We start from the raw sequence: 8,559 nt of genomic DNA on the forward strand, positions 1-8,559 counted from the left end.
TTAACGGCGTACGCCCTGCCGGTGCCGGGGTGCGGATCGCGCCAGGTTTTCCGGTGGAATCGGATCGGCCCGGGGGTTACGCCCCGCGCTGGAGCTGCGGTTCGCGGTTCCGGCGCGCGAGCGGGTGCCGGTGAACGTGAGGTTCGGCACGTACCGGGCGGGGCCGCCCCGGACTCAGTGGGCGGCCGGAGATCTGGCAGGTACCGGGCGGCGGCCGGGTCAGTGGCGGCCGGAGATGCGGTCGGCGAGCCGGGCCAACTGGTCGGTGCGGGCGGAGCGGGCGGCCCGCTCCCGGCCGTCCGCCGCGCGGTACGCCGCGTACAGACCGCGCACCCCGAGCCAGCGCAGCGGTTCCGGCTCCCAGCGGCGCACCCGGTGGCCCACCCACGGCAGGCCGGTCAACTCCGTGGCGCCGCCCTGACCGGAGTCGAGACGCACCAGGTCGCGCAGCGTACGGGCGGCCAGGTTCGCGGTGGCCACACCGCTGCCCACATAGCCGCCAGCCCAGCCCAGGCCAGTGGACCGGTCGAGCTCCACGCTCGCGCACCAGTCCCGCGGCACGCCCAACACACCGGACCAGGCGTGGTCGATCGCCACCCCGGCGGCCGCCGGGAAGAAGCGGACCAGCACCTCCCGCAGCGCCGCCACCGTCGCCTCCTGGGTGCGGCCGTCGTTGTCGGTCCGCGAACCGAAGCGGTACGGGACACCGCGGCCGCCCAGCGCTATCCGGTCGTCGGCGGTGCGCTGCGCGTACACGTAGGCGTGCGCCATGTCGCCCAGTGTCTCCCGCCCGGCCCAGCCGATGGTCTCCCACACCTGGGGTGGCAGCGGTTCGGTGACGATCATCGAGGAGTTCATCGGCAGCCAGGAACGCCGCTGACCTTTGATTCCGGCCGTGAAGCCCTCGGTGCAGCGCAGCACATAGGGCGCCCGCACCGTGCCGTACGGGGTGACCGCGTGTTTCGGCCGGATCTCGGTCACCGGGGTTGACTCATGGATCACCACGCCCAACGCCTCGACGGCCGCCGCCAGACCCCGCACCAGCTTCACCGGGTGGATCCGCGCGCCGTGCGGCGTCCACGTACCGCCGACGGTGCCCATGACCCGGATCCGTTCGGCCGTCTCAGCGGCGCCCAGCAGCAGCCGGTCCTTCTCGCCGAACGCCGTCTCGGCCTCGTGGAACGCCTTCAGCCGGGCCAACTGGGCCGGGTTACAGGCGACTTCGAGGACTCCGCCCTTGTGGACGTCGGCGTCGATGCCCTCCTCCTCGGCGACCCGGATCACCTCGTCCACGGTGTCGTTCATCGCCCGCTGGAGGCGCACCGCCGCATCATGCCCGTGCAGCCTGGCGTAGCGGTCGCGCCCGGCGATCCCGTTGTACAGCCAGCCGCCGTTGCGGCCGGAGGCGCCGTACCCGCAGAACCGGCTCTCCAGCACCACGATCCGCAGGAACGGCACCGCCTTCTTCAGGTAGTACGCGGTCCACAGTCCGGTGTAGCCGCCGCCCACCACGCACACGTCGGCCGCGGTGTCGCCGGGCAGCGGCTCGCGCGGGGCGGGGACGCCGGTGTTCGCGTACCAGAAGGAGATACCGCCGTTGACGGTTGCCATGGGTGCCCTCGTGTCGTGATCGCTGCTGGTGGCGGGACGTTACTGCGGCTTTCCGCCGACCGGCAACGGACAACGTGTCAGGATCACCACCCGGAGGTGCGGTGAATGACGGTGGACAGCGAACTGGTGGCGGTGTGGCGCGAGGTGGTGGCCACGGCCCGGCGGACGGCCGACGAGGGGCTGGTGGTCGGCACCTCGGGGAACGTCTCGGCCCGGGTCGGCGACCTGGTGCTGGTGACGCCCAGCGGGGTGCGGTACGACCGGCTCGGGGACACTGATCTGGTGGCGGTCGGGCTGGACGGGGAGCAGCGGATCGGCGCGCTGCGGCCGACCAGTGAACTGCCGATGCATCTCGCGGTGTACCGGGCGACCGACGCCCGGGCCGTCGTACACACCCATGCCGTGCACGCCACGGCGGTCTCCACGCTGGTGGACGAACTCCCCGCCGTCCATTACATGTGCGCCGCACTCGGCGGCGCGGTGCGGGTCGCGCCCTACGCGACGTACGGCACGCGGGAACTGGCCGACCACATGATGGAGGCGCTGCGCGGGCGTACGGGGTGTCTGCTGCGGAACCACGGCACGGTGGTGTACGCGTCCACCTTGGAGGCGGCCTTCGACCACACCGCTCAACTCGAGTGGATGTGCCACGTCTGGCTCGCTGCCCGCGCGGCGGGGACGCCGTCGGTGCTTGCGCAGACGGAGATCGCCAGGGTCGCGGAGCGACTGCGGGGGTACGGGCAACGGGGGTGACGCCGGGGGCCGGGGGCCTGCCCCGGAAGTAAAATCTCTCACCCCTACGCCTGTACCCGGTGGCCCGCGCCGGTGCTGCGATCGACACTGGAGTGGATGCGTCCGCGAACTGTTGCCGCCCTAGCCCTGACAGGGTCCCTCGGTGCCGGTGCGGTCGCCGTGGCGACCGGCCGCTGGGTGTCGGGGCTGGCCCTCAACCCGCGCCCCGACGGCCCGGCGATGGGTCCCGCCGCCTCCGCCCGCGGCGAGCTGACCGTGCACGCCGTCGAACCGGGGCAGGTCACCCTGACCCGGTCCCTGGCCTCGGCGCGCCCCGGCGTCTACGGGCTCACCGCCCCCGACTGCCACGCCACCATCGGCCCGGTGCTGGCCACCACCCCGGACACCGTCACCCGCCGCCTGGAACGCGTCCAGTTCGGCAGGCTGCTGGACGGCGCACAGGTGACCATCACCCCGCAGGCCTACACCGGTGAGCCGATGGGCGCGCACGGCCTGAAGTACCAGGAGGTGGCGGTCGACGGTGAACTCGGGCCGATGCCAGGGTGGTTCGTGCCCGGGGCGCGCGACACCTGGGTGATCACCGTGCACGGCCTGGGCACCACCCGCCGCCATCCACTGGTCGTGCTGCCGCTGCTGCACCGGCTGCGCTTCCCGGTGCTGTTGATCAGCTACCGCAACGACCCCGGCGCCCCGGCGTCCCCCGACGGCATCGGGCACCTGGGCGACACCGAGTGGCGGGACGTGGACGCCGCGGTGCGGTACGCGGTGCGCGAGGGCGCCCACCGGGTGGTGCTGTACGGCTGGTCGACCGGTGCCGCGATGGCGCTGCGGGTGGCCGACCACTCGCCGATGCGGGACCGGGTGAGCGGCCTGGTACTGGACTCCCCGGTGCTCGACTGGCAGGCCGCGGTGCGCGGGCTGGCCCGCGACCGCGGAGTGCCCGGCCCGCTGGTGCCGTTGGGGGTGCGCGCCGCCGCGGGCCGTACCGGGCTGCACGCCGACCGGCTCACCGGATCCGCCGACCCGGCACTGCTGTCGGTGCCCACCCTGATCGTGCACGGCCCGGCGGACACCCTCGCCCCGTGGCAGGCGTCGCGCGACTTCGCCGAGCGGCGGCGCGAACTCGTCACCCTGCACACCGTCGCGGACGCCGAGCACCAGGCGATGTGGAACGCCGATCCGGAGCGCTACGAGGAGGCGCTCAGGCGCTTTCTGACGCCGTTGATGTGACGGTGCGGTGCCCGCGGGGTGGCGGCCGAGGGGTGCTCGTTTGGGAATCCGGGGGCTCACCCGTAAGACTGCTCCCGTGACGTCCCGTTCCCAGCGTGACACCAGGCTCCGGCTCGTAACCGGGCAGCCCATCGCGGCTGTGCGAAGGGCCACCGCGGCCCGCCGCTCCAGGCCGCCACGGCCGCCGGAGGGCACCCCGGCCCCCGCCGAACTCGCCGCGCTGGCACGGTCGGTGCTGGCCGACGCGGTGCGGCTGGCCCGTTGGGCCGACGGCGAGGGGCGCGGCGGCGGCCGTACCAGCCCGCTGCGGCCCGAGCCGAACGGGATACTGCCCGCCGCCGAGTTGCGGCGGGCCGCCGAGGCCCTGGGTTTGACGGACCATCGGGTGCGGGTGGCGTGGAACCACGCCCGGCTGGTCGGTCTGGTGGAACTGCGCGACGCGGTGGCCCGGTCCGGCTGGCGGCTGCGGGCCTGGGACCGCGACGACACCGCCGTACTGCGCGGCTGGGTCGCCCTGTTCGACGCCTGGTCGCTGTGCCGCACCGCGCCGTCCGGCTCCGATCCGTCCCTGGTCGCCGAGGTCGTCGAGGCGGTACCGCAACTGCTTTCGCTGCTGCACCTGTCCAGCGGTACCGCGCCGGTGCCGGTCCTGCTCGACCTGTTGCGGCAGCGGGTTGCGGAGCTGCGCACCGAACGGCACGAGCCGCCCGCCGACGGCGGCGCGGACCCGCTGCCCGCGCTGCTGGAGTGGACCTGGGACGCGCTGGTGTCGGTCGGCGCGCTGCGGCCGCGCACCGACGGTGAGGACATGGCGCTCACCGCGCTCGGCAACTGGGCGGTGTGGGTCAAGCTGGAGCAGATCTGTGTGGCCGCGCAGTCGCCCGCCGGGCACATCGAGCAGTCGGCCGAGGACCTGCTGCGGGCCTGCGCGCAGTACTCGCCGGGCCCGGCCCGGGTCGAGTACCGGGCCTGGCTGGCCGCCCGGCCGGTCGCCCAGGCGGTCAGCGAACTGCTGGACGCGGCACGCGGAGACGACGCGCTGCTGCGCGGCCTGGCGTTCGAGGCGCTGCGCACCGTGGGCGCCCCCGCGGAGGCGGCGGTGCGCGGTGTGGTCGACGAGCCGCAGCTGCGGCCGTACGCGCTGCTGTGGCTGGCGGAACAGCAGGGCGGCGAGCCGGAGGAGCAGATGGCGCAGCTCACCCGGGAGGAGGCCACCTGGCTGTGGGTGGACACCGCGGCGGCCGTCGCCGACCACGGCGAGGCCCATCTGCTGGTCGGCCATCTGGAGACCGCCGTGCAGGAGTCGCTGCCCGCGCTGCTCGACGAGGTGCGCGGTACGGGGCATCCGCGCACCGTGCAGGTGCTGATCGCGCTGGCCGCCGCCCATCCCGACCCGGCGCTGGCCAAGGCGGTGCGGCGGGCCGCCTTCGCGGTGCACCACGGGGCCGAGTGAGCCGCCCGCGCGGGCCTTCCGGGCGGCGTGGACCGTCCGTCGCGGCGGCGGGCCACCACGAGGGCGTGAGTCGGCGCCCCGGACGGCGACCGCGGCCGGTGACGCCGCGGCGGCGGCCGCTGGCCAGCCGTATGTGGCGCCCCGGTGGCCGGGAAAAGCGTTTGCCAGGCCCCGGTAGACTGCTTCGCATGGCAGTTCTCCTCGCGCATTAGACGGCAGCCCGCGGCTGGATCAGCCCAGCCGGAAGACGCCCGTCCCTGCCGTCCCCCATGTCCTGGAGCCCCTTCCGTGATCACTGCCTCCGGCCTTGAGCTGCGCGCCGGCGCCCGAGTCCTCATCGAGTCCGCCTCCTTCCGCATCGCCAAGGGCGACCGCATCGGCCTGGTCGGTCGCAACGGCGCGGGCAAGACCACCCTCACCAAGGTCCTCGCCGGTGAGGGCCAGCCCGCCGGGGGCACGGTGACCCGCTCCGGCGAGATCGGCTACCTGCCGCAGGACCCGCGCACCGGCGACCTGGACACTCTGGCCCGCGACCGCATCCTGTCCGCCCGCGAACTCGACACCGTGCTGCGCAAGATGCGGGAGAACGAGGAGCGGATGGCCAACGGCAAGGGCGCCACCCGCGACAACGCGATGAAGAAGTACGCCCGCCTGGAGACCGAGTTCCTCACCAAGGGCGGCTACGCGGCCGAGGCCGAGGCCGCCACCATCGCCGCCGCGCTCGGCCTGCCCGACCGGGTGCTCGGCCAGCCGCTGCACACCCTCTCCGGCGGCCAGCGGCGCCGTGTCGAGCTGGCCCGGATCCTGTTCTCGGACGCCGACACCCTGCTGCTGGACGAGCCGACCAACCACCTCGACGCCGACTCGATCGTCTGGCTGCGCGACTACCTCAAGACCTACAGCGGCGGCTTCGTGGTCATCTCCCACGACGTCAACCTCATGGAGACGGTGGTCAACAAGGTCTTCTACCTGGACGCCAACCGCTCGGTGATCGACGTCTACAACATGGGCTGGAAGCTGTACCTGGCCCAGCGCGAGGCCGACGACAAGCGCCGCAAGCGCGAGCGCGCCAACGCCGAGAAGAAGGCCGCCGCGCTCAACGCGCAGGCCGACAAGATGCGGGCCAAGGCGACCAAGACCGTCGCCGCGCAGAACATGGCCCGCCGCGCGGAGAAGCTGCTGTCCGGCCTTGACGAGGTGCGGGTCTCCGACAAGGTCGCAAAGCTGCGCTTCCCCGACCCCGCGCCGTGCGGCAAGACCCCGCTGATGGCCTCCGGGCTGTCCAAGTCGTACGGCTCGCTGGAGATCTTCACCGATGTCGACCTCGCCATCGACAAGGGCTCCCGGGTGGTCATCCTGGGCCTCAACGGCGCGGGCAAGACCACGCTGCTGCGGCTGCTGGCCGGGGTCGAGCAGCCCGACACCGGCAAGGTAGAGCCGGGCCACGGCCTCAAGCTGGGCTACTACGCCCAGGAGCACGAGACGCTGGACCCGGAGCGCACGGTGCTGGAGAACATGCGCTCGGCCGCGCCGGACATGGACCTGGTCGAGGTCCGCAAGATCCTCGGCTCGTTCCTGTTCTCCGGGGACGACGTGGACAAGCCCGCGGGCGTGCTCTCCGGCGGTGAGAAGACCCGGCTGGCGCTGGCCACCCTGGTGGTCTCCAGCGCCAACGTGCTGCTGCTCGACGAGCCCACCAACAACCTCGACCCGGCCAGCCGGGAGGAGATCCTGGGCGCGCTGCGCGGCTTCACCGGCGCGGTCGTGCTGGTCACCCACGACGAGGGCGCGGTGGACGCGCTCCAGCCGGAGCGGATCATCCTGCTGCCGGACGGCGTGGAGGACCTGTGGGGCGACGAGTACGCGGACCTGGTCTCGCTCGCCTGACCACGTTCGCGCGGTGGCCGGGCGGTACGGCGGTTCGGCCGTCCGGTGCCCTGCTCGTCTTCTGGATCATTCATCTGGATCATTCGGCTTACCGGTGATCCATCATCTGCGTGAGTACGGTTGGTACCGCGGACAGATCAGGTCTGGACCATTGCGGGTTCGCCGGTGATCAGTTCTGTAGTCGGCGAACGCTCCTTACGCACCGTGATGACCAGCGATTTCTCGATCCACTTCGTTCCGGTACGGAAAGCCGGGCTCGGGAAAACCTTTCCGCGTACCCGGCACCGCCCGGTCGGTGAATTCCCGGGGGTGCCCAGGTAGTTCCCCCAGACCTTGTCGAATGGGTGGCCAGGAAGCGCTGGAGGGGTGATCATGAGAGTCCAGAGCGCACTTCCCTAGAGGAGGCACGGGTGGCCGAGACTCTGAAGAAGGGCAGCCGGGTTACCGGCTCCGCGCGCGAAAAGCTCGCGGCAGACCTGAAGAAGAAGTACGACGCCGGTGCGAGTATCCGGGCGTTGGCCGAGGAAACCGGCCGCTCCTATGGATTCGTGCACCGGATGCTCACCGAGTCCGGAGTGAACCTCCGCGGTCGCGGAGGTGCCACGCGGGGTAAGAAGGCGGCCTCGGTCTGACGATCGGGCATCCGGGTCGGCCATGGACCGAGCTGTGGTGGCCACCCGGTCACCTCTGCTCACGGCCGGGTGGTTACTGTTCAGTAATCCTGTCCGTGGCCCGCTCGGAGGTGCCCGATGTCCGAACCCAACGCCCCGACCACCGCTGCGCAGGCGGATCCACTGCTGATGCGTGACGGGGTACGGCTCACCGTTGACGGTGCCGTCGCCACCGTCACCCTGTGCAACCCCGCCAAGCGCAACGCGCAGTCGCCCGCACTGTGGCGGGCGCTGGTCGAGGCGGGACGGCTGCTGCCCGGCAGCGTCCGGGTCGTCGTGCTGCGCGGCGAGGGCGTCTCCTTCTCCGCGGGGCTCGACCGGCAGGCGTTCACGCCCGAGGGGTTCGACGGCGAGCCGTCCTTCATCGACCTGGCGCGCGGCTCGGAAGCCGAACTCGACGCAACCATCGCCGAGTACCAGGAGGCGTTCACCTGGTGGCGGCGTAACGACCTGGTCAGCATCGCGGCCGTACAGGGCCACGCCATCGGCGCGGGCTTCCAGCTCGCGCTCGCCTGCGACCTGCGGGTCTGCGCCGACGACGTGCAGTTCGCGATGCGTGAGACCAGCCTCGGCCTGGTGCCCGACCTCGCGGGCACCAAGCCGCTGACCGGACTCGTCGGCTACGCACGGGCGTTGGAGATCTGCGCCACCGGCCGCTATGTGCGCGCCGAGGAGGCCGAACGCATCGGCCTGGCCAATCTCGTGGTGCCGCCCGCCGAACTCGACGCCGCGGTGAGCGACCTGACCGCCGCCCTGCTGGCCGCCCCGCGCGACGCCGTCATCGAGACCAAGACGCTGCTGCGGGAGGCCCCGTCGCGCACGTACGACGAGCAGCGCACCGCGGAGCGGGCCGCCCAGGGCCGCCGCCTGCGCGACTTGGCGGGCCTCGGCGAGTAGCTCCCGGGCTCGATCGCCTGAACGGCGGCGGGGGCCCCCCCCCCCCCCCGACCCTGA

The 8,559-nt window shown here is 72.7% G+C and carries 7 protein-coding genes; 6 read left to right on the top strand and 1 reads right to left on the bottom strand.

The window, feature by feature from the left end:
- Positions 1-219: 219 nt before the first annotated feature.
- Positions 220-1,611, bottom strand: a complete 1,392-nt coding sequence (locus tag NON19_RS23805) for an NAD(P)/FAD-dependent oxidoreductase (RefSeq protein ID WP_255931071.1) — start codon at positions 1,609-1,611, stop codon at positions 220-222.
- 105 nt (positions 1,612-1,716) lie between these two features.
- Between NON19_RS23805 and NON19_RS23810 the strand changes: the two genes are divergently transcribed.
- The 6 genes from NON19_RS23810 (at position 1,717) to NON19_RS23835 (ending at position 8,502) form a co-directional block, all read left to right on the top strand.
- Positions 1,717-2,364, top strand: coding sequence for a class II aldolase/adducin family protein (locus NON19_RS23810; protein WP_255931073.1), 648 nt, complete (start codon positions 1,717-1,719; stop codon positions 2,362-2,364).
- 96 nt (positions 2,365-2,460) lie between these two features.
- On the top strand, positions 2,461-3,594 hold the full coding sequence (locus NON19_RS23815; protein ID WP_255931075.1) for an alpha/beta hydrolase: 1,134 nt from the start codon (positions 2,461-2,463) through the stop codon (positions 3,592-3,594).
- A gap of 76 nt (positions 3,595-3,670) precedes the next feature.
- A complete protein-coding gene (locus NON19_RS23820; RefSeq protein WP_255931078.1) occupies positions 3,671-5,047 on the top strand; it encodes a hypothetical protein in 1,377 nt (458 codons plus the stop codon).
- A gap of 288 nt (positions 5,048-5,335) precedes the next feature.
- Positions 5,336-6,934, top strand: a complete 1,599-nt coding sequence (locus NON19_RS23825; RefSeq protein WP_255931080.1) for an ABC-F family ATP-binding cassette domain-containing protein — start codon at positions 5,336-5,338, stop codon at positions 6,932-6,934.
- Between the two features lie 410 nt (positions 6,935-7,344).
- Positions 7,345-7,566 (top strand): helix-turn-helix domain-containing protein, encoded by a 222-nt coding sequence (locus NON19_RS23830; protein ID WP_255931082.1) that lies wholly within the window; start codon positions 7,345-7,347, stop codon positions 7,564-7,566.
- 117 nt (positions 7,567-7,683) lie between these two features.
- Entirely contained in the window at positions 7,684-8,502 is an 819-nt protein-coding gene (locus NON19_RS23835) for an enoyl-CoA hydratase/isomerase family protein (protein WP_255931084.1), read from the top strand.
- Positions 8,503-8,559 lie beyond the last annotated feature (57 nt).

Origin of the sequence: Streptantibioticus rubrisoli, assembly GCF_024436055.1 — a bacterium.
GTDB lineage: Bacteria > Actinomycetota > Actinomycetes > Streptomycetales > Streptomycetaceae > Streptantibioticus_A > Streptantibioticus_A rubrisoli.

What these genes read in the sequence shown, in the direction of transcription:
- NON19_RS23805 (WP_255931071.1), bottom strand. Translation starts at nt 1,611, where the DNA reads ATGGCAACCGTCAACGGCGGTATCTCCTTCTGGTACGCGAACACCGGC.
- NON19_RS23815 (WP_255931075.1), top strand. Translation starts at nt 2,461, where the DNA reads ATGCGTCCGCGAACTGTTGCCGCCCTAGCCCTGACAGGGTCCCTCGGT.
- NON19_RS23835 (WP_255931084.1), top strand. Translation starts at nt 7,684, where the DNA reads ATGTCCGAACCCAACGCCCCGACCACCGCTGCGCAGGCGGATCCACTG.
- NON19_RS23810 (WP_255931073.1), top strand. Translation starts at nt 1,717, where the DNA reads ATGACGGTGGACAGCGAACTGGTGGCGGTGTGGCGCGAGGTGGTGGCC.